This is a genomic window from Stenotrophomonas pictorum JCM 9942, assembly GCF_001431585.1.
GTDB lineage: Bacteria > Pseudomonadota > Gammaproteobacteria > Xanthomonadales > Xanthomonadaceae > Stenotrophomonas > Stenotrophomonas pictorum.
The window spans coordinates 50676-74910 of the sequence record NZ_LLXS01000012.1 but is presented as its reverse complement, the minus strand read 5'-3'; the positions used below and the strand labels follow the sequence as shown (position 1 = coordinate 74910).

Sequence of the window (24235 nt, the reverse complement as noted above, 5' to 3'; positions counted from 1 at the left end):
CGGGTGGGGGTGTGATGTGGTGGTTCTGCGCAGGAGTAGCGCGGGCGGCAGAGGTGGTATCACTTTGCCAAGCACATCCGGCGCCGGAGCGTGGGCACACTCCCCACGCCGGGTCTGTGGAACCTTCGGGTTATGCGGACCTCAAAGCAAACCGAGGCCTTGTTAGATCGCTAATTAACTTTTTTGATCCATCCTGCCGGATTGGCGCGCCTGTTGGTGCGCATTCGGCCATCACTCAGCTGGAGAACCGCGTCATGGCGCGTATTGCAGGCGTCAACCTGCCAGCCCAGAAGCACGTCTGGGTCGGGTTGCAAAGCATTTACGGCATCGGCCGTACCCGTTCGAAGAAGGTTTGCGAAGCCGCAAACGTTGCTTCGACCACCAAGATCCGCGAACTGTCCGAGCCGGAAATCGAGCGTCTCCGCGCCGAAGTCGGCAAGTACATCGTGGAAGGCGACCTGCGTCGCGAAATCGGTATCGCAATCAAGCGCCTGATGGACCTGGGCTGCTATCGCGGCCTGCGTCACCGTCGCGGTCTGCCGCTGCGTGGCCAGCGTACCCGTACCAACGCCCGCACCCGCAAGGGTCCGCGCAAGGCGATCAGGAAGTAAGGGACCTAAATAATGGCTAAGCCCGCTGCTGCAAAAACCAAGAAGAAGATCAAGCGCGTCGTCACTGACGGCGTCGCCCACGTCCACGCTTCGTTCAACAACACCATCGTGACCATCACCGACCGCCAGGGCAATGCACTGTCTTGGGCCACCTCCGGTGGCGCTGGCTTCCGTGGTTCGCGCAAGTCGACTCCGTTCGCTGCCCAGGTTGCCGCCGAAAAGGCTGGCAAGGCTGCGCTGGATTACGGCCTGAAGTCGCTGGAAGTCCGCATCAAGGGCCCGGGTCCGGGCCGTGAGTCGGCCGTACGTTCGTTGAACAACGTCGGCTACAAGATCACCAACATCATCGACGTGACGCCAATCCCGCACAACGGGTGCCGTCCGCCGAAGAAGCGTCGCGTCTAAGGGAGCGATAAGAAATGGCTCGTTATATCGGTCCCACCTGTAAGCTCGCCCGCCGCGAAGGCGCCGACCTCTCTCTGAAGAGCCCGGCCCGCGCGTTGGATTCCAAGTGCAAGCTGGAGCAGAAGCCCGGCCAGCACGGCGCTACCGCCCGCAAGGGCAAGCTGTCCGACTACGCCACCCAGCTGCGTGAAAAGCAGAAGGTCAAGCGTATCTACGGTCTGCTGGAGCGTCAGTTCCGCAACTACTACAAGAAGGCCTCGACGAAGAAGGGCAACACCGGCGAGAACCTCTTGCAGCTGTTGGAAACCCGTCTTGACAACGTCGTCTACCGCATGGGCTTCGCAGTGACCCGTCCGGCTGCCCGTCAGCTGGTCTCGCACCGCGGTGTCACGGTCAACGGCAAGTCGGTGAATCTGGCTTCGTACCAGGTCAAGGCTGGCGATGCCGTTGCGCTGTCGGAAAAGGCTGCCAAGCAGCTGCGCGTTCAGGAAGCCCTGACCGTTGCCGCCCAGCACGACCTGCGTCCGTCGTGGGTTGAGGTTGATTCGGGCAAGTTCGCCGGCATCTTCAAGGCCGTGCCGGATCGCGCCGATCTGCCTGCGGATATCAACGAAGCGCTGATCGTCGAGTTGTATTCGAAGTAATTCACAATGGAGAACCTCCGGGTTGCACCGGAGGTTCGCAGGAGAACCCGCAACATGACGGTTACCGCAAACCAGGTTCTGCGTCCTCGTGGCCCGCAGATCGAACGCCTTACCGACACCCGCGCCAAGGTCGTTATCGAACCCTTGGAGCGTGGTTACGGGCATACGCTGGGCAACGCCCTGCGTCGCGTGCTGCTGTCGTCCATCCCGGGCTTCGCCATTACGGAAGTCGAGATCGACGGCGTGCTGCACGAATACACCACCCTTGAAGGTCTGCAGGAGGACGTGCTGGAAGTCCTGCTCAACCTGAAGGATGTGGCAGTCCGTATGCATACCGGCGACAGCGCCACCGTGACCCTGTCCAAGCAGGGCCCGGGCGTTGTTACCGCTGCCGACATCAAGGTCGACCACAACGTCGAAGTGATCAACGGCGACCATGTGATCTGCAACCTGACCAAGGATGCATCGATCAACATGCGTCTGAAGATCGAACGTGGCTTCGGCTACCAGCCGGCTGCCGCGCGTCGTCGTCCGGACGAAGAAACCCGTGCGATCGGCCGTCTGGTTCTGGACGCCTCGTTCTCGCCGGTTCGCCGCGTCGCCTATTCGGTGGAAGCGGCCCGTGTGGAACAGCGTACCGATCTGGACAAGCTGGTCATCGAGATCGAAACCAACGGCACGATCGATGCCGAGGAAGCTGTCCGCACCGCGGCCGACATCCTCAGCGATCAGCTGTCGGTGTTCGGTGACTTCACCCACCGCGACCGCGGTGCAGCCAAGCCGGCCAACAATGGCGTGGATCCGGTGCTGCTGCGCCCGATCGACGATCTGGAGCTGACCGTGCGTTCGGCCAACTGCCTGAAGGCCGAGAGCATCTACTACATCGGTGATCTGATCCAGAAGACCGAAGTGGAGCTGCTCAAGACCCCGAACCTCGGCAAAAAGTCGCTGACCGAGATCAAGGAAGTACTGGCCCAGCGTGGTCTGTCCCTTGGCATGAAGCTGGAAAACTGGCCGCCGGCCGGTGTTTCCCAGCACGGCATGCTCGGCTGAGAGTAAAATCCATTCCCCCGCATGGGTAACCATGTGGGGGAATGTTGTCTGCAGTACCCGCGTTGACCGGTGCAGATGCCGGCACGCAGGTCGTCCAGGACGGACGACCAGGACCATCCGCAGTCCACAGTTTCAACGCCTGGATGGCGACAGCGAAGTTCAACGATCCATCATTAACCAAGGAATACACTCATGCGTCACATGAAGTCGGGCCGCAAGTTCAACCGCACCAGCGCCCACCGCGAAGCGATGTTCAAGAACATGGCTGCGTCGCTGTTCAAGCACGAGCTGATCAAGACCACCCTGCCGAAGGCCAAGGAACTGCGTCGCGTCGCCGAGCCGCTGATCACCCTGGCCAAGGTCGACTCGGTCGCCAACCGCCGTCTGGCGTTCGCCCGTCTGCGTGACAAGGAAGCCGTCGGCAACCTGTTCACCATCCTGGGCCCGCGCTACGCCAACCGTCCGGGCGGCTACCTGCGTCTGCTGAAGTGCGGTTTCCGTGCTGGCGACAACGCACCGATGGCCTATGTCGAACTGGTGGACCGTCCGGCTGTTGTGGCCGAGGAAGTCGCCGAGTAATCGGCGCACTCGCCAAGCGACGGATCCTGCGGAAGCCCGGCCTATGCCGGGCTTCTTGCGTTTGCGTACCCGGCATCTGCAAGACGGCTGCCGGAAGGCATGGGGGCTGCTACTCTTGCGACCTTATTTGTAAGGGGGTTGCCGATGAATCCGTTGCGTTGGAATTTCCGTGCGCAGTGCCTGCTGGGTTTTTTGATCTGTGCCGGGTTGCTGGCCTTTGCGATCTACATGCAGATCCAGATGGGGCTGGAGCCATGCCCGCTGTGTATCTACCAACGCATCGCCTTCGCCTCGGTCGGCGTCTTGTTCCTGCTCGGCGCGCTGCACGGTCCTTCCAGCCGCGCTGGCCGCGCCTGTTATGGCGTGTTGACCCTGATCGCGGCAGGCGTGGGGGCCGGCATCGCCGGGCGCCACGTCTATGTGCAGTTGCTGCCGAAGGACCTCGGCAGCAGCTGTGGCCCGCCGTTGAGCTTCCTGAGCGAGACCATGGGGCCGTTCGAGGTGTTCCGTACGGTGCTTACCGGCACCGGTGATTGCGGCAACATCGATTGGCAGTTCCTGGGCCTGACCATGCCGATGTGGAGTCTGGTGTGGTTCGTGTTGCTGGGGCTGTGGGCCCTGTATGCCGGCTTGCGCCGGGTGGCGCGCTGATCGCCGCGTCGTTTTCTTTCTTCCTCTCTTGCCGGTAATTGCATGAACCAGTCTGCGCCTTCTGTTGCTTATCCTGTTCCAGATCCGGGCTGGGCGCCGTCGAGCTGGCGTGGCAAGCCGGGACTGCAGATGCCGACCTATCCCGATCCGGTGGCGTTGGAAGCGGCGCTGGGTCAATTGCGGCAGCTGCCGCCTCTGGTCACCTCCTGGGAGATCTTCGCGCTCAAGCAGCAGCTGGCCGAGGCGCAGGAGGGCAAACGCTTCCTGCTCCAGGGCGGGGATTGCGCCGAGAATTTCGCCGATTGCGAATCGGCCACAATCTCCAACCGGCTCAAGGTGCTGCTGCAGATGAGTCTGGTGCTGGTGCATGGGCTGCGCAAGCCGGTGATCCGCGTCGGCCGCTTTGCCGGGCAGTACGCCAAGCCGCGCTCGGCCGATACTGAAACCCGCGACGGCGTGACCCTGCCCAGCTACCGCGGCGATGTGATCAACGCCCCGGAGTTCACCGAGGCGGCGCGTGTTCCCGACCCGCAACGGATGATCACCGCGCATTCGCGTTCGGCGCTGACGATGAACTTCGTACGGGCGCTGATCGATGGCGGCTTCGCCGATCTGCATCACCCCGAGTACTGGAACCTGGGCTGGGTGGGCTGTTCGCCGCTGGCGGCCGAGTACCAGAAGATGGTGGGCTCCATTGGCGATGCGGTGCGTTTCATGGAGACGCTGGCCGGCGCGCCCGTGCACAACCTCAACCGGGTGGACTTCTACACCTCGCATGAGGCGCTGTTGTTGCCCTATGAGGAGTCGCTGACCCGCCAGGTGCCGCGCCAGCACGGCCATTTCAACCTGAGCACGCATTACCCGTGGATCGGCATGCGTACGGCGGCGCTGGATGGCGCGCATGTGGAATACCTGCGCGGCGTGCGCAATCCGATCGCGATCAAGGTCGGGCCATCGGTGCAGCCGGACCAGTTGCTGCGGCTGATGGATGTGCTCAATCCGGATGACGAGCCGGGCCGGCTGAGTTTCATCCACCGCATGGGGGCGGCGCAGATCGCCGAGAAGCTGCCGCCGTTGCTCGATGCGGTCAGCCGCGACGGGCGCCGGGTGTTGTGGGTCTGCGATGCGATGCACGGCAATACCGAAAGCACCAGCAATGGCTACAAGACCCGCCGCTTCGACAATATCCGCGGCGAGGTGGAATTGGCCTTCGATCTGCATGCCGCAGCCGGCACGCGTCTGGGAGGCGTGCATCTGGAGCTGACCGGGGAGGATGTGACCGAGTGCACCGGCGGCGCACGCGAGTTGACCGAGCGTGATCTGGAGCGTGCCTACCGCTCCACTGTCGATCCGCGGCTGAACTACGAACAGTCGCTGGAAATTGCCATGGCGATCGTGCGCAAGCAGGGGCAGTCCGCCCCGTGAGTGGCGCCCGTCGGACTCAGTGTCGGCGGGCCGGCGCGGCGGGGCTGGCGGAAAACGCCGGTGGCCGCCGGGCCTGGGTGAGCTGTTCATAGGCGTAGCCCAGCGCCAGCAGCCTGGGCTCGCTCCAGGCCGTTCCCATGAACAGAAGCCCCAGCGGCAGGCCATTGGCGTGCCCCATCGGCACGCTCAGGCTCGGATAGCCGGCCACGGCTGCGGCGCTGTAGCTGCCGCCGGGAAATGCATCGCCCTGGCCGGGCGTGGTCAGCCATGCGGTGCCGGTAGTCGGGGCGATCAGTGCATCCAGTCTGTCTGCCTGCAGGGCGGCATCGATCCCCTGCGGACCAGCAAGACGTCGTGCGCGGGTGCGGGCGGCGATATAGGCCGGATCGGTGAGGGGGCCCTGGCGGGCGGCCTGCTCCAGCAGATCCTGGTCGAAGTGCGCCATTTCGCGTGCGGCATGTTCGTGATTGAAGGCGATCAGTTGTTCCAGCGTGCGGATTGGCGCCTTGGCGGTGCCAAGGTAACGCTCCAGCCCGGCCTTGAATTCATACAGCAGCAGGGTCTGCTCGTCCTGCTCCCACTGGCCCTCGGTAGGGATGCGGGTTTCGATGACCGTGGCACCGGCATCGCGCAGGGCGGCGATGGCCTGGGCGAACACTGCGGCGATCTCGGGCTGTTCGACCAGGGCGGGGCGCAGTACGCCGATGCGGGCTCCGCGCAGGGCGTCCGGGTGCAGGCGGGCATGGTAGTCGTACACCGCCCGGCCGGGCATGGTCGCGGTCGCCGGGTCGGCGCCGTCGCGGCCGGCCAGGATGCCCAGCAGGATGGCGCTGTCGGCGACGCTGCGGGTCATCGGGCCGGCGGTGTCCTGGCTGAAAGAGATCGGTACGATGCCGCCGCGGCTGACCAGTCCCACGGTCGGCTTGAGTCCGACGATCCCGTTCACTGCCGCCGGACAGGCGATGCTGCCGTCGGTTTCGGTGCCCACGGCCGCCACGGCCAGGTTGGCCGCCACCGCCACCGCGCTGCCGGCGCTGGAGCCGCAGGGATTGTGGCTCAGTGCGTAGGGGTTGCGCGTCTGGCCGCCTACCGCGCTCCAGCCGGAAGTGGAGCTGCTGGAGCGGAAGTTGGCCCATTCGCTGAGATTGGTCTTGCCCAGGATCACCGCGCCGGCCTCGCGCAGCCGCTGCACCACAAAGGCGTCCTCGTCGGGGTGGAATGAGCGCAGCGCCAATGAGCCGGCGGTGGTGGCCATTGGCGTGGCGTCGATATTGTCCTTGAGCAGGATCGGCAAGCCATGCAGGGGGCCGCGGATACGGCCGCTGCGCCGCTCGGCATCGCGCTGGGCAGCCTCGCGGCGGGCGGCGGGGTTGATCAGCAGTACCGAGCGCAGGCGTGGGCCGCTGCGGTCCAGGCTGGCGATCCGCTGCAGGTAGGCTTCGGTCAGGGTGACGCTGTCCAGCTCACCGCGGGCCATCTGCGCCTGCAGATCGTCGATGCGGGCTTCGGCATAGGCGAATGGCGCCACGGGGACGTCGGCGGGTACTGGCGTGCGTGTGCAGGCGCTGCCCAGCAGCAGGGTCAGGGCGGTCAGCAGGAAGGGCTGGGAGCGGCGCGAGGGGGTGTCCATCTGCGCAGGCTAGCCAGCCGGCAGGGGGCTTTGCAAATGCCGCGCTCAGTCGAGGTGGCGCTTGCGGATATCCCGTGCCAGCACCCAGACCACCAATACGTTGACTGCCAGCAGCAGCCACGACGCCCAGCCAGGGTGTTTGACGATGGCGTACAGATCCAGTGGCAGATACAGCGCCGCGGAGATGCAGCCCAGCCACGAGGCCCACGCATGGGCGCGCCACAGCCCCCACGCTTCCACGGCACGCAGCAGGCCATAAGCGGCCAGTACGGTGGCGGCGAGGTGGACGGTATCGGGAGTGATCTGGCCGAGCAGCGAAGAGAATGACCCGTGCTCGGGATCGCCGCCAAGGCGCAGGATCACGGTGTTGATGACGGTGCGCAGCGGGGCGGGCCCGGACACTTCCAGGCCGGCCGCGGCGAGAAAGGCCGCAAGGGCCTTTCCCGCTTCCAGCAGCGCGATGGCTGCCAGGCCCGGATGCGCATGCGGATCCGGGTTGTAGGGCGGCGTGCCGGTCAATGCAATCAGCCGGCGCGCGAGGCCTTCTTGCGGTCGCTTTCGGTCAGGAACTTCTTGCGCAGGCGGATTTCCTTCGGGGTGACTTCGACCAGCTCGTCGTCCTCGATGAAGTCCAGTGCCTGCTCCAGCGTGTACTTGATGGCCGGGGTCAGCTTGATCGCGTCATCCTTGCCCGACGCGCGCATGTTGGTCAGCGGCTTGGTCTTGATCGCGTTGACGGTCAGATCGTTGTCCTTGGAGTGGATGCCGATCAGCTGGCCTTCGTACACGTTGTCGCCTTCGGCGGCGAACAGCTTGCCGCGCTCTTCCAGCGGGCCCAGCGCGTAGGCCGGGGTGGCGCCCGGGGCGTTGGCGATCATCACGCCGTTCTGGCGCTTGGCGATGGCGCCCTGTTCCTTCGGACCGTAATGGTCGAACACGTGGAACAGCAGGCCCGAACCCTGGGTCAGGGTCTTGAACTCGTTCTGGAAGCCGATCAGGCCGCGGGCCGGAATCATGTAGTCAAGGCGCACACGGCCCTTGCCGTCGGCTTCCATGTTCTTCAGCAGGCCCTTGCGGATGCCCAGCTTCTCCATCACGCCGCCCTGGTGCTGTTCTTCGATATCGACGACCAGCTGCTCGATCGGCTCCATCATCTGGCCGTCGATTTCCTTGATGATCACTTCCGGGCGCGACACGGCCAGTTCGTAGCCTTCACGACGCATGGTTTCGATCAGCACCGACAGGTGCAGCTCGCCACGGCCGGAGACCAGGAACTTGTCCGCATCTTCCAGCTGCTCGACCTTCAGTGCCACGTTGTGCACGGTCTCGCGCTCCAGGCGCTCCTTCAGCTGGCGGCTGGTCAGGAACTTGCCGCCGGACAGGTCCTTGTTGCCGGCGAACGGCGAGTTGTTGACCTGGAAGGTCATGGAGATGGTCGGCTCGTCGACGGTCAGTGCCGGCAGCGCTTCCGGGGCATCCGGATGGCAGATGGTGTCGGAGATGGTCAGTTCCTGGATGCCGGAGATGGCGACGATGTCACCGGCCTCGGCCTCTTCGACTTCCACCCGCTCTAGGCCCATGAAGCCCAGCACCTGCAGCACCTTGCCGTTGCGCTTCTTGCCTTCGCGGTCGATCACGGTGACCGGCATGTTCTTCTTCAGCTTGCCGCGCTGGATGCGGCCGATGCCGATCACGCCGACGAAATTGTTGTAGTCCAGCTGGCTGATGCGCATCTGGAACGGGCCTTCCGGATCCACGTCCGGCACCGGCACGTACTTCATGATCGCTTCGAACAGCGGGGTCATGTCGCCCGAACGCACGGTGTCTTCCAGGCCGGCGTAGCCGTTCAGGCCCGAGGCGTAGACGATCGGGAAGTCCAGCTGCTCATTGGTGGCGCCGAGCTTGTCGAACAGGTCGAACACCTGGTCGATCACCCACTCCGGACGCGCGCCCGGGCGGTCGACCTTGTTGACCACGACGATCGGCTTGAAGCCCATCGCGAAGGCCTTCTGGGTGACGAAACGGGTCTGCGGCATCGGGCCGTCCATCGCGTCGACCAGGATCAGCACCGAGTCGACCATCGACAGCACGCGCTCCACTTCGCCGCCGAAGTCGGCGTGTCCGGGGGTGTCGACGATGTTGATGCGGTTGCCGTTCCACTTGATGGCCGTGTTCTTGGCCAGGATGGTGATGCCGCGTTCCTTTTCCTGGTCGTTGCTGTCCATCACGCGCTCGGCGAGCACCGTGCGCTCGGACAGCGTGTCGGAGTTCTTGAGCAGGCAGTCAACCAGGGTGGTCTTGCCATGGTCCACGTGAGCGACGATGGCGATGTTGCGAAGATTTTCGATAGACATGCGAAAGACGGCCAGCCGGCGCCGTGAATTGGGGAAAAGAGTTCAACATTATACCGGTATGTGGCCCCATCGCGAAAAGTACCTGTGAAATCGACCGGACCGGGGGTTCAGCTGGCATCGGCAGAGGTGAGGGCCGCAGGGGCAGCGCCGGGTGCGGGGGCGGGTGTATCCTATGGGGCTAGCGAAAATGTCTTCTCCCACAAGGATTCCCATGTCCCTGATCGCCCATTTCGACACCTCCCGCGGCCCCATCAAGGTCGAGCTGTTCGCCGACAAGGCCCCGCTGACCGTGGCCAACTTCGTCAACCTGGTCAAGCATGGCTTCTACGACGGCCTGATCTTCCACCGCGTGATCGCCGATTTCATGATCCAGGGCGGCTGCCCGGAAGGCTCCGGCCGCGGCGGCCCGGGCTACCGGTTCGAGGACGAGACCAAGAACGGCGTGCGCCATGATCGCGGCGTGCTGTCCATGGCCAATGCCGGCCCGTCGACCAACGGCAGCCAGTTCTTCATCACCCACATCAAGACCGATTGGCTCGATGGCAAGCACACCGTGTTCGGCAAGGTGCTCGAAGGCATGGATGTGGTCGACAGCGTGGCCATGGGCGACGTGATCAACAAGATCACCCTCGAGGGCGACGCCGAGGCGGTGCTGGCCGCCAAGGCCGACCGCGTGGCCGAGTGGAACAAGATCCTCGCCGCCTGATTCCTTTCGACGGCCACCCTTCATCCGGTGGCCGTTTTTGATCCGGCCGCCGTGCCCGGCACGGCGACCTGCGCAGACTCTCACCCCACACGCTTTATCAAGCAGAGGAAATCCCCCATGAAGACTCCTGTACGTGTTGCCGTCACCGGCGCCGCCGGCAATATCGGTTACGCCCTGCTGTTCCGCATCGCCTCCGGCGAAATGCTGGGCAAGGACCAGCCGGTCATCCTGCAGCTGCTGGAAATCGACAACGAAAAGGCCCAGGCCGCCCTGCAGGGCGTGGTCATGGAGCTGGAAGACTGCGCGTTCCCGTTGCTGGCCGGCGTGGTGACCACCGCCGATCCGCTGGTGGCCTTCAAGGATGTGGACGTCGCCCTGCTGGTCGGCGCGCGTCCGCGCGGTCCGGGCATGGAGCGCAAGGACCTGCTGCTGGAAAACGCCAAGATCTTCACCGTGCAGGGCAAGGCCCTGAACGCCGTCGCCAAGCGTGACGTGAAGGTGCTGGTGGTCGGCAACCCGGCCAACACCAATGCCTACATCGCCATGAAGTCGGCCCCGGACCTGAACCCGAAGAACTTCACCGCCATGCTGCGCCTGGACCACAACCGTGCGCTGAGCCAGCTGGCCGCCAAGACCGGCAAGACCGTGGACAGCTTCGAGAAGTTCACCGTGTGGGGCAATCACAGCCCGACCATGTACCCGGACTACCGCTTCGCCACCACCGGCGGCGCCAAGGTTGCCGAGCTGATCAACGACCAGGAATGGAACGCCAATACCTTCATCCCGACCGTCGGCAAGCGTGGCGCGGCGATCATCGCCGCCCGTGGCCTGTCCTCGGCCGCGTCGGCCGCCAATGCCGCCATCGACCACGTCCATGACTGGGTGCTGGGCAGCAACGGTAAGTGGGTGACCATGGGCGTGCCGTCCGACGGCTCCTACGGAATCCCGGAAGGCGTCGTGTTCGGCTTCCCGGTAACCACCGAGAACGGCGAGTACACCATCATCAAGGATCTGCCGATCGATGACTTCTCGCAGAAGTACATCGACATCACCCTGAACGAACTGGAAGAAGAGCGCGCCGGCGTTGCCGACCTGCTGTAAATCCACACGTGTGATGGTGTGACCGACGGGGAAGCTTGGGCTTCCCCGTTTTTTATTGTTTTTCCGGTTCGAAGCGACGCTGTTGCGTTGCTCGCATGTGAGTTGTCATGAGCCCTGATATCAGCGTGCATCACCTGGACGCGCAGCTGCTGGTGGCGGAAAAGCCGGCCGGGCTGTTGTCCGTGCCCGGGCGCCTGCCGGAGAGCCAGGATTGCGTGATCGCCTGGCTGCAGCAGGTGTATCCGGAGGCCCTGACCGTGCACCGGCTCGACCAGGTGACGTCCGGGCTGATGCTGTATGCGCGCGGCAAGCCGATGCAGGCGGCGCTGTCGGGACTGTTCGAGCGGCGCCAGGTCGAAAAGTGCTATGAGGCGCTGCTGGAAGGGGAGGTGGCTGGCGAGGCCGGCGAGGTGGCCCTGCCCCTGATCTGCGATTGGCCGAACCGGCCGCGGCAGATCGTCGATTTCGAGGTTGGCAAACCGGCGCTGACGCGCTGGCGGGTGATCGGGCGCGATGCCGTCGCGCAGCGTACGCGGGTGGCGCTGGAACCGGTGACCGGCCGCAGCCACCAGTTGCGGGTGCATATGGCCAGCCTCGGCCATCCGATCGTCGGCGATGTGTTCTACGGCGCGGCTCCGGCCGAGCGGGTTGCGCTGCATGCCTGCGCGCTGGCTTTCGTGCATCCCGAATCCGGACAACCGCTGCGCTTCCTGTCACCGGCGCCGTTCTGAGTTGCGGGTGCTGGCGCCGGCTCAATGCCGCCCGGCGTTTTCCGGCATCGGTTGGGTGGTGTCCAGATCGTCCAGCAGTGACCAGACCACCTGGAGACCTTCCGGGTCCCGGCTCAGGGCGAATCGGGCCGGGGCGTTGTGTACCAGGCGGCTGCCCGGGACGGGAGTGAGGTAGAGGTCACGCGCATCGATCACCGTGCGGGCAGAGCGTGCGCCCAGATCGCCGATATCGGTGATGCGGCCCCCTTCGCCGCTGAGGGCATGCTCGAACTCCACCAGGATGTCGGCGCGTGCCGGTGCCACGCCCGGGCTGGCGAGGGTGGCGCCGCGAATCAGCAGATCGGGCCACACGTCGCCGTTCTCCGGCAGCCCGGTGTACAGGGCGTGAGGCGCGCTGGCGTAGTCGCCGCTGGCGATGGCATCCAGCGCCACCAGCAGGGCGAGGAAGTTCAGTTTGCGCAGCTTCTGCTTCTGCGGATCGCCTTCGATGCCGCCGGATTCGATCAGCACGGTGCTGGTGCCCCAGTACGTCATCAGATCACCGAACGCGCGCGGGTTGAACTCGTCGTCCCAGCGGGCGATATGGCCGCCGATGCGCGGTTCCAGTGCGGCGCGGATCAGCGCCGAGACACCGATCGCGCGTCCGCGCACGTCATTGACTTCCCGCTGTTCGTTGAACGGCGGCGCGAGCAGGGCGATCGCGGTGCCACGTGCGGAGTCGCCCACGCGGTAGCCGGGACGCTGGTCATGCAGGTTGAAGCCGAAGGCCGGCTGCAGGCGATCACGGAGCATCTTCAGCGCGCGGGCTTCCGGCGAGGCCAGCGCGGCGGCATCGCGATTGATGTCGATGCCCTGCGCGTTGCGGCGCTGGAAGCGGGCCGCGCCATCAGGATTGAGGATCGGCACGACGTGCAGGCTCAGCTGCCGGCGCAGGCGATCTGCCAGCGGATGCGCCGGGGATTGGCCGAGAAAACGGAACAGATCGGCCAGCGCCATGCTGGCGGTGCTTTCATCACCATGCATCTGCGACCAGAGCAGGACGCGGGTCGGGCCGTCTCCCCAGTGCACATGGCGCAACGGGCGGCCCTCGGCGCTGTAGCCGATCGGCTCGATTTCGAAACCGGCCTCCGTCGTCAGCAGCGGGGTGGCGATTTCCCACCAGTGCTCCGCAGTGAAGATGCGCGAGGACAGACCATCGACGTGGTGGCGGGAATAGTCGGCCTCCACAACGGCCAGCCATGCCGGCGGTGGCGGCAGCTCGGCTGGTGAGCTGGCGGTTGCCGGCGCGGCGGACGCGACGTGGGGAAGCAGCATCAACATCGCGAGCATCAACGCAGGTCGGATCATGGGCACGGCAACGAACAGCGAGGCCGGCAGCGTCGGCGAGTGTGGGGCCCGGTGTCAATGGCGCTGCGCTCGTAACTGCTGGGCATATCCTGGCGCCGCTTCCGGGGCCCATCTCATCGGTCACGCCGGTGTCACGCGCACGGCGCTGGCGCGGTGACCGGTGCTCAGTGACGTCGCTTGCGAGCCGCAAGCCGTGCAAGCGGGCTGGCATTGCCGGCAACGGCAGCGCGGAAAAGACAGGGGCAGTGTGGTTGCAGGATCGGGTCATGCCGGAAAGCCGCTGTCGCCCGCGTCGGGGACGGTGCGACGGCTTTGACTGGGGCCGCACCTGCCCGTGTCTGGCAGGTCTCCTACGACCAATGTCGGAAGGAGCGGGGCACGGGCGCGGACTATGCTCGGATCAAACGCGCAGGTGCCGGAGGATGTCGTGCAGTACGAGCAGATCTACCGCCGTTCCATCGAAGAACCGGAGAGCTTCTGGGCCGAAGAGGCCAAGGCGATCCATTGGCATCGCCCGCCGCAGCAGATCCTGGACTATTCCAACCCGCCGTTCCGGCGCTGGTTTGTCGGTGGGGAAACCAACCTCTGCTACAACGCGGTGGACCGGCATCTGCCCGCGCGCGGCGATCAGCTCGCACTGGTCGCCATCTCGACCGAAACCGATGTCACCCGCGAGATCACCTACCGCGAGTTGCATCGCGAGGTGAATGCCTTCGCCGCGGTGCTGCAGACGCTCGGTGTGGTTCGTGGCGACCGCGTGGTCATCTATATGCCGAACATGGCCGAGGCGGTGTTCGCGATGCTGGCCTGCGCGCGCATCGGCGCGGTGCATTCGGTGGTGTTTGGTGGTTTTGCCGCGCACAACCTGGCGCTGCGGATCGACGACGCCACGCCCAAGCTGCTGATCACCGCTGATGCCGGCATGCGCGGTGGCAAGGTCATTCCCTACAAGCCGATGGTCGATGCGGCCTGCGCCGAAGCCCAGTCACCGCCGCCGAAAGTGCTGATCGTTTCGCGCGGGCTGGATGCGGCCCAGCCGCGCATCGCCGGCCGCGATGAAGACTATGCCGCGCTTCGCGCGCAGGTCGGTGATGCGGAAGTGCCGGTGGTGTGGCTGGAATCCAACGAGCCCAGCTATCTGCTCTATACCTCCGGCACCACCGGCAAGCCGAAAGGCGTGCAGCGCGATGTCGGTGGCTACGCGGTGGCGATGGCGCAGTCCATGCGCACGGTGTTCGACTGCGCGCCGGGGCAGGTGATGTTTTCCACCTCCGATGTCGGCTGGGCGGTGGGACATTCCTACAACGTCTACGGCCCGTTGATCGGTGGCTGCACCTCACTGCTGTACGAGGGGCTGCCGACCACACCGGACGCCGGCATCTGGTGGGCGCTGTGCGAGCAGTACGGAGTGCGCACGATGTTCTCCTCCCCCACCGCGATCCGGGTGCTGAAGAAGCATGACGTGGACTTCATCGACCGTCACGACCTGTCCGAGCTGAAATACCTGTTCCTGGCCGGCGAGCCGCTGGATGAACCCACCGCGCAGTGGATCAGCGGCGCGCTGCGCAAACCGGTGATCGACAACTACTGGCAGACCGAGACCGGCTGGCCGGCCTTGACCCTGCTGCCGGGCCTGGAGATGAAACCGGTGAGGTTCGGTTCGCCCGGTTTCCCCAACCTCGGCTACCGGATGAAGATCATCGACGAGCAGAGCGGTGCCGAAGTGCCGGCCGGGCAGAAGGGCGTGCTGGTGATCCAGCCGCCGCTGCCGCCGGGCTGCATGAGCACGGTCTGGAACGACGACGAACGCTTCCTCAAGAGCTACTTCAGCCACTTCAACGAGCTGCTGTACAGCTCGCTGGACTGGGCGATCCGCGACGCGGACGGCTACACCTTCATCCTCGGCCGCACCGACGATGTGATCAATGTCGCCGGCCACCGGCTGGGCACGCGCGAGATCGAGGAGGCCATCGCCAGCCACCCGCGGGTGGCCGAGGCGGCGGTGATCGGCGTCCATGACGAGCTGAAGGGGCAGGTGCCGCTGGTGTTCGTCACCCTCAAACAGGCCGCGGCCGAGGACGAGGTGCCGCGGCTGGCAGCGGAAATGCTGCAGGCGGTGACCACCTCGCTGGGGGCGGTGGCGCGGCCGGCGCAGGTCCATATCGTCCATTCACTTCCCAAGACGCGTTCGGGTAAGCTGCTTCGGCGTTCGCTGCAGGCCCTGGCTGAACGGCGCGACCCGGGGGATCTGTCCACACTGGATGATCCGGGCGCGCTGGAGGAAATCCGTCGCGCGCTGGGGATATAGCGCCGCCGGGCCGAGGGGCCGCAACGGCAGTGATCGCAAGGGGGCGGTACGCATGCAGGTGAGGTGATCCGGGGCGGGGGCTCCGGGTTGCGCGGTGTGCGCCGTGTTTGCGATGTATGAACCGTGGGAGGGGGAATGGCATTCATCTATGCCAAGACGGCCGCTGGCCGTCGTGAGATCGAAGACCGTGGGCTGCGTCTGGCGCCGGCGTTGCGCTCGGTGCTGCTGCTGGTCGATGGCCAGCGCGATGAGCATGAACTGTCGCAGATGGCGCAGGGCCTGCGTGCACCCGGGGATGTTCTGGTGCAACTGGCGTCGCTGGAACTGATCGAAGCGGTGGGCGGCAGTGCCGAGATCAAACCGGCGCTGCCGGTGACCACGCAGCTGGGCGATGATCCGTTGCGCTACCAGCAGCTGCGCGACTGGATGGCCGAATCGGTGCGCAAGCACTTGGGGCTGAAAGGCTATCTGATCCAGTTGAAGATCGAGCGCAGCAAGACCGCGGTCGCACTGGAGCAGCTGTGGCCGGAACTGGCCGGTGCGTTGGGCAAGGCCAAGAGCCCGGCCTTTGCCACCCGCTGGCTGGAGGAAACCCGCGCGCTGGTGTTGGGCTGAGGCGGGCCTGAAACGCCCACGGCCGCCAGCGTGAGGCCGGCGGCCGTGGTTTTCAGACGGCGGTGTGCAGGCCGTCCGCAGCGCGCCGGCCGGTCAGACCAGACCTTCGGCCTTCAGGGCGGCCTGCACCGCCGGATCGGCCTGCATGCGCTGCTCGAAGCGGTCCAGCGCATCCATGCCGGCCAGGTCGAGCTTCAGCCCGCGCGCCCAGCGCAGCGTTACATAGGTGTAGGCATCGGCGATGGACGGACGCGACGTGCCGCCGAGCCAGTCCACCTGCGCCAGACGGTCGTTCACCCGCTGGTACAGGGCCTTGAGCCTGTCGCGCGCGTTCTGCTGGGTGCGGGCGATCACCGCCTCGTCTTCCAGATACCGGGTCGAACCGAAGATCGGGTAGTACACCGGGTGCAGATCGGCGTTGACGAAGGACAGCCAGCGGTTTACTTCGGCGCGGGTGCGCGGCTCGCTGCCACCGTCCAGGCCGGCGGCCGGCGCCTTGTCGCAGATGTAGTGCAGGATCGCCGCGTTCTGGGTCAGCACCCAGCCGCCGTCTTCCAGCACCGGCACCGCGCCGGAAGGATTCATCGCCAGGAACTCGGGCGACTTCATGGTCGGCATATCCACGATCTGGACTTCAAACGGCAGGCCGGACCAGATCAGCGCGATATGGTCGGCCAGCGAGCAGGCGCCGGGCTTGGTGTAGAGCTTCATGGGAATCCTGTCGAAGGGATGGGACTCCGCATTATCGCTACAAGCGCGCTGCCGTTTGTGGCCATGCGTAGCACAGACAGTGCGCCACGCGTTCAATCTGCTCAGGAGTTGCGGGGCTTGAGCGACTGCACCTTATAGAAGGTGTGGCCGCCGATGACCGCGACCTGGTAGGCGTTGCGCCAGCTCGGGCTGGCGATGGCATGGGCGGCGAAATGGCTGGCGCCGGGCACGATCTCCTTGCGTTCGCCCACGGGCAGTGCCCAGTTGCGCTCGGCGGCAAAGGCCACGTCAACGGCTTCCGCCCAGGCATCGTTGTTGCGCAGCTGGGTGCCGGGGGCGACCAGGGTCGGGGCGAACTGCTTGCGCGCGGTCACCACCTGGCACATCGAGTCGCCCCACAGGCCGCTGTCCAGCCGCCGCAGGGCGACTTCGGCCACGGCCTGCTGGCCGCGCAGGGTCTGGTCGCGGGCTTCCAGATAGACGGTGGTACTCAAGCACAGCGAATCGGCAGCCGGCTGCGGCAACATCTGCGACAGCCAGAGAATCCAGGCCAGTTTCATAAATCTCCTTGCTCCGTATGGGCCCGCGGCAACCTGCTCCGGGAATGGAGCAGAACGGCACGTCGGACTTGGCGTTATGGGGAGGCGGCCATGGCATCGGGGCCGCCCCGTGGGCGGCTCTCCATCAGATGTGGGAGGGCCGCGCCTGGCTCACCGGGACTGGGGGTGAGCGAGAAGTGCGCGCAAGGTAGGGGGCGAATCCAAAACTCATCCTGAACGTTATTTCTTGACATTCAGGTTTGCATCTGAAGCCGAATGGGCGCCGGTTTTGCGTATTCACATTTTGGGCGGGCGCCACGCAGCACGGCGCGGAGGCCCTGATTTCCCCATTTCAGCGGGGAAAATGCGTGATACGCATCGCGTTTTCAGCGCTATAAGCCGCTCAAACAGGCCGATTGCCGGCGCCGGCCCCATCGGCCGAGCCCCGCCGGCAAGGGGGCCGTCCGCCGCGTGCTCAGAGCGCGGCCGCCAGGCGGCTGCCTTGGTCGATCGCGCGTTTGGCATCCAGCTCGGCGGCCACGTCGGCGCCGCCGATGATGTGCACCGGGCGACCGGCCGCGCGCAGTGCATCGGCCAGATCCCGGCGCGGCTCCTGGCCGGCGCAGACCACCACGGTGCCCACTTCCAGCAGCTGCTCGCTGCCGTCCACGCGGATGCGCAGGCCCCTGTCGTCCACGCCCAGATATTCGACCCCGCCGAGCATCTGCACGCCCTTGGCCTTGAGCGTGGCGCGGTGGATCCAGCCGGTGGTCTTGCCCAGCCGCGCGCCGGGCTTGCCGGGGCTGCGCTGCAGCAGCCAGACCTGGCGCGCGGCGGTCGCGGGCTGCGGCCGGGCCAGTGATCCGCGGGTTTCGAAGGTGGCATCCACGCCCCATTCGGCCATCCAGCGGGCCGGATCCAGCGCCGGGGACGGCCCTTCATGCACCAGGAACTCGCCAACATCGAAGCCGATGCCGCCAGCGCCGATGATCGCCACCTTGTCGGCAGCCGTTACCCGGCCCAGCAGCACATCCAGATAGCTGACCACCATCGGGTGGTCAGCGCCGGGGAAGCTGGCCTTGCGCGGGGTGATGCCGGTGGCGATCACCACCTCGTCGAAGCTGCTCAATGCCTCGACATCGGCGCGGGTGTTCAAGCGCATATCGACCCCGGTTTCGGCCAGCTGATGGCGGAAGTAGCGCAGCGTCTCGTGGAATTCCTCCTTGCCGGGGATGCGCTTGGCCACGTTGAACTGGCCGCCGATCTCGCCGGCCGCATCGAACAGGGTCACCTGATGGCCGCGCTCGGCGGCCACGGTGGCGCAGGCCAGCCCGGCCGGGCCGGCGCCGACCACCGCAACACGCTTGGGCGCGCTGGTCGGCAGGTAGACCAGCTCGGTTTCATGCGCGGCGCGGGGATTGACCAGGCAGCTGGCGCGCTTCTGCTGGAACACGTGATCCAGACAGGCCTGGTTGCAGGCGATGCAGGTGTTGATCGCCTCCGGCTTGCCGGCGCGGGCCTTGGCCGGCCATTGCGGATCGGCCAGCAGCGGCCGCGCCAGCGACACCATGTCGGCACCACCGCCGGCGAGGATGCCTTCGGCCACGTCCGGCATGTTGATACGGTTGGTGGCGATCAGCGGAATGCCCACGTGTGGCTTGAGCTTGGCGGTGACGCCGGCAAACGCGGCGCGCGGTACCGAGGTGGCGATGGTCGGGATGCGCGCCTCGTGCCAGCCGATACCGGAGTTGATCAGGGTCGCGCCAGCCGCTTCGATCGCCTTGGCCTGCTGCACGATCTCTTCCCAGTTGCTGCCGTCCTCGACCAGGTCCACCAGCGACAGCCGGTAGATGATGATGAAGTCCGGGCCGCAGGCCTCACGGATGCGACGCACGATCTCCACCGCAAAGCGCATGCGCTTGGTCGCGTCACCGCCCCAGACATCGCTGCGGCCGTTGGTGCGCGGGGCGATGAACTCGTTGATCAGATAGCCTTCCGAGCCCATCACCTCCACGCCGTCATAGCCCGCCTCGCGCGCGTACTTCGCAGCACGGGCGTAGTCGGCGATATGCCGTTCCACGCCACCGGACGACAGCGCGCGCGGCGTGAACGGATTGATCGGAGCCTTCAGTTTCGACGGTGCCACCTGCAACGGGTGGTAGCCGTAGCGGCCGGCATGCAGCAGCTGCAGGCAGATCTTCGCGCCATGCGTATGCACCGCCGTGGTCACCTGGCGGTGGCGGCCCACTTCCCATCGCCACGACAGCTTGCTGCCGAACGGCGCCAGCCAGCCCACCACATTCGGCGCGAACCCGCCGGTCACCAGCAGCGCCGCGCCACCGGCCGCGCGCTCGCCGAAATAGGCAGCCAGCTTGGGAAAATCGCGGGCATGGTCCTCCAGTCCGGTGTGCATCGAGCCCATCAGGATGCGGTTGCGCAGCCGGGTGAAGCCCAGGTCCAGAGGGGTGAACAGGTGTGGATAGGCGGTGTCGGTGGCGGGCGTCATGTGGGATACGCTTGCGTATGGAATGTGCCCATTCTTACTGCCAATCGGCCTGTTTCTCAATCGTTGCCAGCGCCGGGCGGCGTGGTGTGGTCAACGACCGTGGCATCTCCGGAAGAGTTTGCGCCGCCGGTGGGGCGGCCTCCGTACGCTCTGTCGATGGCGGGCAGGTGCTGACGCGGTTCGCATGGCTGTACGCCCCCGCGCGCATGCCGCTGCCACGGGAAGTACCGAAGCTGCCGGGTTGGCAGGGGCGGGCAGCCCGCAGGCACAAGGACCATTACCGGTACAGCCACCGCTGCCACGACACGCCATATGGCGGGGCAGGTGGCGCTGCGGGAAAGGGCATCTATGCCAGCCGGTGCTGGCCACACAGAGGCTGGGCCACGGACCTCATCGGGCCAGCGGGAGGTCGAGCGGGCGCCGTTGCCGGTCGAACAGCGGCAACGTGAGCCCGCACAGCGGGCCGATCAGCAACGCGAAGACCAGCGTGCCCCAGCCGATATTCCCGCCCAGCCATCCGCCGATGAGCAGCGCGGTGGCCTCAATCAGTGTGCGCACCTGCCAGATCGCCCGGCCGGTACGTGCGTGCAGGCCGGTCATCAGGCCGTCGCGGGGGCCGGGGCCGAAACGCGCTCCTATATAGAGACCGGTGGCGGTGGCCATCAGCACCAGCCCGGCGGCAAACACCAGCAGTTGCCACCCCAGTCCGTTCACGGTTGGCAGCACGGTCAATCCGAGTTGCGCGCTGGGGCCGATCATCAGCACGTTCAGCAGTGTGCCCAACCCGGGCTTCTGTCGCAGCGGCCACCACATCAGCAGTACAGCGGCGCCGATCAGATTGGTGGCCAGGCCGAACGACAGACCGCTGCGGACGGCAATGCCCTGGCCCAGTACATCCCACGGCGCAATACCGAGGTTGGCGCGGATCATCAGCGCCGACGCGATGCCGAACAGGAACAGCCCCAGCAACAGCTGCAGCAGGCGCTTGGTGAACGTCAGGGTGGGCATCGGATGACAGACGTGAGCGGCCCGCATTGCCGCGGGCCGGGTAAGGGCGACATGCACCGCCGTCGGGCCGGCGCATGCGGTGGTGGCGGTTCAGGGGCGCGGGATCAGTCCCAGCCCTCCAGGGCCAGTTTGCCGATGGTGCGGCCCGATTCCAGCAGCGCATGTGCCTCGCGCAGATTGGCCGCGGTGATCGGCCCCAGGCGCCGGGTCAAGGTCGTGCGCAACTCGCCGGCATCGATCAGGCTGGCCGCACGGGTGAGAATGCGGTGCTGCTCGACCATGTCGGCGGTGCGGAAGCGGGCGCGCGCGAACATGAATTCCCAGTGGATGCCGATGCACTTGGCCTTGTAGGGATCGCCGATGTGCAGCTCCCCCTTGGGTTCGACCACCAGGCCGACGTGACCTTGCGGCGCCAGCAACTGGCCGAGCTGTTGCCAGTAGTGGTCGGTGTCGGCCAGGTTGAGCGCGGCATCCACCTGTGCAATGCCCAGCGCCTGCAACTGCGGCGCCAACGGCTGGCGATGGTCGATCACATGATCGGCTCCCATCTGCCGGCACCAGCTGCGGGTTTCCTCGCGCGAGGCGGTGGCGATGACGGTGAAGCCGGCATGGCGGCCCAGCTGGATCGCCATCGAGCCGACACCACCGGCCCCACCGATGACCAGCAAGCTGCGGCCGCAATGGCGCTTGCCATCGAGCTGGAACGGCATGCGCTGGAACAGCAGCTCCCACGCGGTCAGTGTGGTCAGCGGCAGCGCGGCGGCTTCGGCGAAATCCAGCGTGGCGGGTTTGCGCCCGATCAGGCGCTCGTCCACCAGCTGCAGCTGGGCGTTGCAGCCCGGGCGGGTGACATCGCCGGCGTAGTAGACCTCGTCACCCGCTTCAAACGCGGTCGCCTCCGGTCCCACGGCCACCACAATGCCGGCCGCGTCGAACCCCAGCACCTTTGGCTGACGTTCTTCGCCGGGCCTGGGCGCGCGCAGCTTGGTATCGACGGGGTTGACCGAAACCGCCTGCACACTGACCAGCACATCCTGGCCTTGGGGAGCGCCCGGATCAGGCAGATCGACATCTTCCAGCGAGGCGGGATCGACGATGGGGAGATAGCGGCTCAGGCCAACAGCTTTCATGCGGAAAAGTTCCGTCGCAGTGGGGGCAGGGACATGATACGCAGTGGACTGTTCAGCTGCCGCTTACGCAGGTATTCGACACTGAATTTCAAGGGCTTGCATGGCAAAAGGACCCTGCGCTGCAGCAATTGGCCGGGAGCCCTTGCCAAGGCTCGATCTTGCGGGGTTTGACGAAGCTGTATACGGTGCGCTCAGCCGGAAGCGTACGGACTGGATGGCCGTGCAAATTGTTACGCAGCCGTTAACATCGTCTTCACGGCCCTGCGAATACTGTTTATCGCGATGGCGTGCGGAAACGGCCGTCTCTGAACGCGACGAATGAAATCGCTGTGCTGGACCATGCCTCTACCGGTTTCATACCCCCGAAACACAAGGAGTTGTATTCATGAATAAGAAGATTCTTACCGCCGCACTGCTGGGTGGTCTTGCATTCGCCCAGGCCGCTTCGGCCCAGGAATTCGATGATCGCTGGTACCTGACCGGTGCTGCTGGTTTCAACTTCCAGGACAACGACCGTGGCACCAACGATGCTCCGTTCGCAACCCTGGGTCTGGGCAAGTTCATCAGCCCGAACTGGTCGCTGGACGGTGAGCTGAACTACCAGAACCCGAACTTCGACAACAACCAGGATCTGAACTGGTCGCAGTACGGCGTTTCGCTGGACCTGCGTCGCCACTTCATCCAGGACGGCCGTGGCTGGAACCCGTACCTGCTGGCAGGTCTGGGCTACCAGAAGTCGGAAGAAGAATATGTGATCAACTCGGTCGACTCGCCGGCCCAGCGCAAGGACGGCAACCTGGCTGCCAAGGTCGGTGTGGGTCTGCAGACCACGTTTGAAAAGCGCGTCGCCGTGCGTGCCGAGTTGGCCTACCGCGCCGACTTCGACGACCAGAGCGTTGCTACCGCCGCAGCTGGCGACCAGCAGGATTGGTTCGGCGACGTGCTGGCTTCGGTCGGCGTCGTGATCCCGCTGGGGCCGGCTCCGGTCGCCGCAGTTGCTCCGGCTCCGGCTCCGGTCGCGCCGAGCTGCGCTGACCTGGACGACGACGGTGACGGCGTCAACAACTGCGACGACAAGTGCCCGACCTCGCAGCCTGGCCAGACCATTGGTCCGGACGGTTGCCCGGTGCCGGTGTCGATCGATCTGAAGGGCGTGAACTTCGACTTCGACAAGGCCACCCTGCGTCCGGACGCTGTTGCGATCCTGGGCGAAGCCGCCGAGATCCTGAAGCGTTACCCGGATCTGCGTGTTGAAGTGGCCGGTCACACCGACTCGAAGGGCACCGACGCGTACAACCAGAAGCTGTCGGAGCGTCGCGCTGCGGCGGTGTACGACTACCTGAAGGACAACGGTGTTGACACCTCGCGTATGGTCGGCCCGATCGGCTACGGCGAGAGCCGCCCGATTGCTCCGAACACCAACCCGGATGGTTCGGACAATCCGGAAGGTCGCGCCAAGAACCGTCGCACCGAGCTGAACGTCCAGAACTGATCGGACGCTACAGTTGAGACACAACAAGGCCCGGCATTGCCGGGCCTTGTTTTTTGTTTTGGCGGGACTTTTTCACCCCTGACTTGGCGGGGGTGTGCGGCCGGCCACAGAACCGCCGGCAGAAGACGGTTGAAAGCACCCCGGTGCCTGCCTACACTCGCGACGTTCTCTTGTTCGAATGGAAGTCACCATGTTGCGTATCGCACTGGCCGGTGTGCTGGGTCTGGTTCTTGTTCCCGCCGCGCACGCCGCTGTCGATTGTTCGGCCAGCGCGGTGATGCCCGCGCCGCTGGCGGCGACGGTAGTCGCACCGGTGGCCTCGGAGCTGTACGCCCGCCAGGGGCAGCTGGGGATGCCCTCGGGGGTGCTCAGTTCCGGCTCCAGCGAGGGGCAGTCGCTGGACCAGGTGCTGATGCGCCTGCGGGTGGAAAGCTGCAACAACGTGGCCAGCGCGATACCGGCGCGCCCGGCGATCAACGCCAATGATCCGGCGGCGTACAAGCCGCAGACCGAGTTCGACAACACCCCGTGGCGTTTTGACATGAGCCAGAATGGCAAGCGCATGACCGCCGAGGAGTTCGATGCGTGGATGAAGGCGCGTGGCGTGCGCGTGGTTAAGGCCCGTCCGGCTGCGGCGGAGGGTGCTGCGCCGGCCCAACCGGCAACCGAGGCCAAGTAAGGCGGCGGGA

The 24235-nt window shown here is 65.7% G+C and carries 22 protein-coding genes and 1 pseudogene; 14 read left to right on the top strand and 9 right to left on the bottom strand.

Annotation, left to right across the window (positions count from 1 at the left end; all coding sequences use genetic code 11):
- Positions 1 to 254: 254 nt before the first annotated feature.
- The 7 genes from rpsM to ARC78_RS05320 all read left to right on the top strand — a co-directional run bounded on the left by rpsM (position 255) and on the right by ARC78_RS05320 (position 5368).
- The gene (gene rpsM / locus ARC78_RS05350) at positions 255 to 611 is read left to right on the top strand and encodes a 30S ribosomal protein S13 (RefSeq protein WP_057505879.1); all 357 of its coding nucleotides are present in this window, start codon (positions 255 to 257) and stop codon (positions 609 to 611) included.
- 12 nt (positions 612 to 623) lie between these two features.
- Positions 624 to 1016, top strand: coding sequence for a 30S ribosomal protein S11 (gene rpsK, locus ARC78_RS05345; protein ID WP_054657227.1), 393 nt, complete (start codon positions 624 to 626; stop codon positions 1014 to 1016).
- A gap of 14 nt (positions 1017 to 1030) precedes the next feature.
- Positions 1031 to 1660, top strand: a complete 630-nt coding sequence (gene rpsD, locus ARC78_RS05340; protein ID WP_017355428.1) for a 30S ribosomal protein S4 — start codon at positions 1031 to 1033, stop codon at positions 1658 to 1660.
- 54 nt (positions 1661 to 1714) lie between these two features.
- Positions 1715 to 2713, top strand: a complete 999-nt coding sequence (locus tag ARC78_RS05335; RefSeq protein ID WP_054657229.1) for a DNA-directed RNA polymerase subunit alpha — start codon at positions 1715 to 1717, stop codon at positions 2711 to 2713.
- A gap of 192 nt (positions 2714 to 2905) precedes the next feature.
- Positions 2906 to 3292, top strand: coding sequence for a 50S ribosomal protein L17 (gene rplQ, locus ARC78_RS05330; RefSeq protein ID WP_054657231.1), 387 nt, complete (start codon positions 2906 to 2908; stop codon positions 3290 to 3292).
- Positions 3293 to 3436: 144 nt separating this feature from the next.
- Positions 3437 to 3943 carry a disulfide bond formation protein B gene (locus tag ARC78_RS05325; RefSeq protein ID WP_054657233.1) on the top strand — a complete coding sequence of 169 codons (507 nt, stop codon included), beginning with the start codon at positions 3437 to 3439 and terminating at the stop codon, positions 3941 to 3943.
- 42 nt (positions 3944 to 3985) lie between these two features.
- Positions 3986 to 5368: a class II 3-deoxy-7-phosphoheptulonate synthase gene (locus ARC78_RS05320; RefSeq protein ID WP_057505878.1), complete on the top strand. Its 1383-nt coding sequence runs from the start codon at positions 3986 to 3988 to the stop codon at positions 5366 to 5368.
- A 16-nt stretch (positions 5369 to 5384) separates the two neighbouring features.
- Here the strand turns inward: ARC78_RS05320 and ARC78_RS05315 are convergent, their stop codons facing one another.
- From ARC78_RS05315 to typA, 3 genes are read right to left on the bottom strand one after another with little or no spacing between them, the layout of a single operon-like run.
- Positions 5385 to 6998, bottom strand: coding sequence for an amidase (locus ARC78_RS05315; RefSeq protein WP_057505877.1), 1614 nt, complete (start codon positions 6996 to 6998; stop codon positions 5385 to 5387).
- A 45-nt stretch (positions 6999 to 7043) separates the two neighbouring features.
- Positions 7044 to 7517: a DUF7144 family membrane protein gene (locus ARC78_RS05310; RefSeq protein ID WP_054658415.1), complete on the bottom strand. Its 474-nt coding sequence runs from the start codon at positions 7515 to 7517 to the stop codon at positions 7044 to 7046.
- Between the two features lie 5 nt (positions 7518 to 7522).
- Positions 7523 to 9352: a translational GTPase TypA gene (typA, locus tag ARC78_RS05305; protein ID WP_054658417.1), complete on the bottom strand. Its 1830-nt coding sequence runs from the start codon at positions 9350 to 9352 to the stop codon at positions 7523 to 7525.
- Positions 9353 to 9563: 211 nt separating this feature from the next.
- Here typA and ARC78_RS05300 point away from each other — a divergent pair, with 211 nt between their 5' ends.
- From ARC78_RS05300 to ARC78_RS05290, 3 genes are all read left to right on the top strand, one after another.
- Positions 9564 to 10058, top strand: a complete 495-nt coding sequence (locus tag ARC78_RS05300) for a peptidylprolyl isomerase (protein WP_054658419.1) — start codon at positions 9564 to 9566, stop codon at positions 10056 to 10058.
- Between the two features lie 117 nt (positions 10059 to 10175).
- The gene (locus ARC78_RS05295) at positions 10176 to 11159 is read left to right on the top strand and encodes a malate dehydrogenase (protein WP_054658421.1); all 984 of its coding nucleotides are present in this window, start codon (positions 10176 to 10178) and stop codon (positions 11157 to 11159) included.
- 107 nt (positions 11160 to 11266) lie between these two features.
- Complete coding sequence (locus ARC78_RS05290) at positions 11267 to 11890, top strand: RluA family pseudouridine synthase (RefSeq protein ID WP_054658423.1); 624 nt, start codon at positions 11267 to 11269, stop codon at positions 11888 to 11890.
- 21 nt (positions 11891 to 11911) lie between these two features.
- Here ARC78_RS05290 and ARC78_RS05285 read toward each other — a convergent pair whose 3' ends face one another.
- Entirely contained in the window at positions 11912 to 13210 is a 1299-nt protein-coding gene (locus ARC78_RS05285; protein WP_158499974.1) for a M14 family zinc carboxypeptidase, read from the bottom strand.
- Positions 13211 to 13652: 442 nt separating this feature from the next.
- Here ARC78_RS05285 and prpE point away from each other — a divergent pair.
- Together prpE and ARC78_RS05275 are read left to right on the top strand one after the other, a co-directional pair.
- Positions 13653 to 15545, top strand: a pseudogene (gene prpE, locus ARC78_RS05280) (propionate--CoA ligase); the annotation flags it as partial.
- A 135-nt stretch (positions 15546 to 15680) separates the two neighbouring features.
- On the top strand, positions 15681 to 16160 hold the full coding sequence (locus ARC78_RS05275) for a hypothetical protein (RefSeq protein WP_054658427.1): 480 nt from the start codon (positions 15681 to 15683) through the stop codon (positions 16158 to 16160).
- 93 nt (positions 16161 to 16253) lie between these two features.
- Here the strand turns inward: ARC78_RS05275 and ARC78_RS05270 are convergent, their stop codons facing one another.
- From ARC78_RS05270 to ARC78_RS05250, 5 genes are all read right to left on the bottom strand, one after another.
- Positions 16254 to 16871 carry a glutathione S-transferase family protein gene (locus ARC78_RS05270; RefSeq protein ID WP_054660724.1) on the bottom strand — a complete coding sequence of 206 codons (618 nt, stop codon included), beginning with the start codon at positions 16869 to 16871 and terminating at the stop codon, positions 16254 to 16256.
- A 101-nt stretch (positions 16872 to 16972) separates the two neighbouring features.
- Entirely contained in the window at positions 16973 to 17431 is a 459-nt protein-coding gene (locus ARC78_RS05265; protein ID WP_054660722.1) for a cell wall hydrolase, read from the bottom strand.
- Between the two features lie 454 nt (positions 17432 to 17885).
- Positions 17886 to 19916 carry an NADPH-dependent 2,4-dienoyl-CoA reductase gene (locus ARC78_RS05260; protein ID WP_057505876.1) on the bottom strand — a complete coding sequence of 677 codons (2031 nt, stop codon included), beginning with the start codon at positions 19914 to 19916 and terminating at the stop codon, positions 17886 to 17888.
- A gap of 390 nt (positions 19917 to 20306) precedes the next feature.
- Entirely contained in the window at positions 20307 to 20924 is a 618-nt protein-coding gene (yczE, locus tag ARC78_RS05255; protein WP_054657992.1) for a membrane protein YczE, read from the bottom strand.
- A gap of 104 nt (positions 20925 to 21028) precedes the next feature.
- Positions 21029 to 22054, bottom strand: coding sequence for a zinc-binding alcohol dehydrogenase family protein (locus tag ARC78_RS05250; protein ID WP_054657990.1), 1026 nt, complete (start codon positions 22052 to 22054; stop codon positions 21029 to 21031).
- A 385-nt stretch (positions 22055 to 22439) separates the two neighbouring features.
- On the opposite strand from ARC78_RS05250, the gene ARC78_RS05245 reads away from it, so the two are divergent.
- Together ARC78_RS05245 and ARC78_RS05240 are read left to right on the top strand one after the other, a co-directional pair.
- Positions 22440 to 23546 (top strand): OmpA family protein, encoded by a 1107-nt coding sequence (locus tag ARC78_RS05245; protein ID WP_054657988.1) that lies wholly within the window; start codon positions 22440 to 22442, stop codon positions 23544 to 23546.
- Positions 23547 to 23736: 190 nt separating this feature from the next.
- The gene (locus ARC78_RS05240) at positions 23737 to 24225 is read left to right on the top strand and encodes a hypothetical protein (RefSeq protein ID WP_054657986.1); all 489 of its coding nucleotides are present in this window, start codon (positions 23737 to 23739) and stop codon (positions 24223 to 24225) included.
- The last annotated feature ends 10 nt before the right edge of the window (positions 24226 to 24235 follow it).

Coding starts and splice junctions, on each gene's coding strand:
- rpsM (WP_057505879.1), top strand. CDS start 255: ATGGCGCGTATTGCAGGCGTCAACCTGCCAGCCCAGAAGCACGTCTGG.
- rpsK (WP_054657227.1), top strand. CDS start 624: ATGGCTAAGCCCGCTGCTGCAAAAACCAAGAAGAAGATCAAGCGCGTC.
- rpsD (WP_017355428.1), top strand. CDS start 1,031: ATGGCTCGTTATATCGGTCCCACCTGTAAGCTCGCCCGCCGCGAAGGC.
- ARC78_RS05335 (WP_054657229.1), top strand. CDS start 1,715: ATGACGGTTACCGCAAACCAGGTTCTGCGTCCTCGTGGCCCGCAGATC.
- rplQ (WP_054657231.1), top strand. CDS start 2,906: ATGCGTCACATGAAGTCGGGCCGCAAGTTCAACCGCACCAGCGCCCAC.
- ARC78_RS05325 (WP_054657233.1), top strand. CDS start 3,437: ATGAATCCGTTGCGTTGGAATTTCCGTGCGCAGTGCCTGCTGGGTTTT.
- ARC78_RS05320 (WP_057505878.1), top strand. CDS start 3,986: ATGAACCAGTCTGCGCCTTCTGTTGCTTATCCTGTTCCAGATCCGGGC.
- ARC78_RS05315 (WP_057505877.1), bottom strand. CDS start 6,998: ATGGACACCCCCTCGCGCCGCTCCCAGCCCTTCCTGCTGACCGCCCTG.
- typA (WP_054658417.1), bottom strand. CDS start 9,352: ATGTCTATCGAAAATCTTCGCAACATCGCCATCGTCGCTCACGTGGAC.
- ARC78_RS05300 (WP_054658419.1), top strand. CDS start 9,564: ATGTCCCTGATCGCCCATTTCGACACCTCCCGCGGCCCCATCAAGGTC.
- ARC78_RS05295 (WP_054658421.1), top strand. CDS start 10,176: ATGAAGACTCCTGTACGTGTTGCCGTCACCGGCGCCGCCGGCAATATC.
- ARC78_RS05290 (WP_054658423.1), top strand. CDS start 11,267: ATGAGCCCTGATATCAGCGTGCATCACCTGGACGCGCAGCTGCTGGTG.
- ARC78_RS05285 (WP_158499974.1), bottom strand. CDS start 13,210: ATGTTGATGCTGCTTCCCCACGTCGCGTCCGCCGCGCCGGCAACCGCC.
- ARC78_RS05275 (WP_054658427.1), top strand. CDS start 15,681: ATGGCATTCATCTATGCCAAGACGGCCGCTGGCCGTCGTGAGATCGAA.
- ARC78_RS05270 (WP_054660724.1), bottom strand. CDS start 16,871: ATGAAGCTCTACACCAAGCCCGGCGCCTGCTCGCTGGCCGACCATATC.
- ARC78_RS05265 (WP_054660722.1), bottom strand. CDS start 17,431: ATGAAACTGGCCTGGATTCTCTGGCTGTCGCAGATGTTGCCGCAGCCG.
- ARC78_RS05260 (WP_057505876.1), bottom strand. CDS start 19,916: ATGACGCCCGCCACCGACACCGCCTATCCACACCTGTTCACCCCTCTG.
- yczE (WP_054657992.1), bottom strand. CDS start 20,924: ATGCCCACCCTGACGTTCACCAAGCGCCTGCTGCAGCTGTTGCTGGGG.
- ARC78_RS05250 (WP_054657990.1), bottom strand. CDS start 22,054: ATGAAAGCTGTTGGCCTGAGCCGCTATCTCCCCATCGTCGATCCCGCC.
- ARC78_RS05245 (WP_054657988.1), top strand. CDS start 22,440: ATGAATAAGAAGATTCTTACCGCCGCACTGCTGGGTGGTCTTGCATTC.
- ARC78_RS05240 (WP_054657986.1), top strand. CDS start 23,737: ATGTTGCGTATCGCACTGGCCGGTGTGCTGGGTCTGGTTCTTGTTCCC.